This is a genomic window from Clostridium sp. MCC344, from assembly GCF_018785365.1.
Taxonomy (GTDB): domain Bacteria; phylum Bacillota; class Clostridia; order Lachnospirales; family Lachnospiraceae; genus Pilosibacter.
In genome coordinates, this window is record NZ_WQPQ01000096.1 from 1 (window position 1) to 860 (window position 860).

Consider the following 860-nt stretch of genomic DNA (forward strand, 5'->3'; position numbering starts at 1 on the left):
ATCCGACATACCTCATGTGCCGGATAGGAACGGCAAAATTTTTTACACTTCTATTACTTCTTTATCACACATAAGCAAAAAGCCAGGGCATGAAGCAGCTTATGGCGGGCGGCGGCGTTGCCCTTATCGGCATGACCCTTGTACCGCTGCTTTCCGGCTTGTTCGGTTAAGAAGCGCGGGTAAAGGCTTATGCAGAGCATACTTGACGCGATTAACGAATGGATAAAGGAAATCCTCATAGGAGCCATAAACGGTAATCTGTCAACTATGTTCGGGGACGTAAACGAGAAAGTCGGCACTATCGCCGCAGAGGTAGGGCAGACCCCGCAAGGGTGGAACGCAAATATATTCTCCATGATACAGACGCTTAGTGAGAATGTAATCGTACCCATTGCGGGGCTTGTCATTACCTACGTCCTATGCTATGAGCTTATCAGCATGGTAACGGAAAAGAACAATATGCACGACGTTGACACTTCCATGTTCTTCAAGTGGGTGTTCAAGGCGTTTGTGGCAGTCTACCTTGTGACGCACACCTTTGACATCACTATGGCGGTGTTCGATATGGCGCAGCACGTTGTTTCCGGCGCGGCGGGGGTAATCGGCGGCAGCACAGAGATTGATGTTGCCGCCGCCCTTGCTTCCATGCAAAGCGGGCTTGACGCTATGGAAATCCCCGAACTGCTCTTACTTGTCATGGAAACAAGCCTTGTGAGCTTGTGCATGAAAATCATGTCCGTACTGATAACCGTTATCCTCTACGGCAGAATGATAGAAATTTACCGCGCGTCCAGAAGCGCCGCTTTTCATCCAAAGGCGGTGTGCGGGCATTTTGGGAACCCGGCTTTAGCAAGCCGGTA

At 50.2% G+C, this 860-nt stretch carries 1 protein-coding gene and 1 pseudogene; both read left to right on the forward strand.

The window, feature by feature from the left end:
- Positions 1-74 precede the first annotated feature (74 nt).
- Positions 75-170 (forward strand): annotated as a pseudogene (locus GPK90_RS19255) (Maff2 family mobile element protein); the annotation flags it as partial.
- Between the two features lie 19 nt (positions 171-189).
- Positions 190-860: VirB6/TrbL-like conjugal transfer protein, CD1112 family (locus tag GPK90_RS17885; RefSeq protein ID WP_252197586.1), on the forward strand; the 671-nt coding region annotated here is incomplete at its 3' end.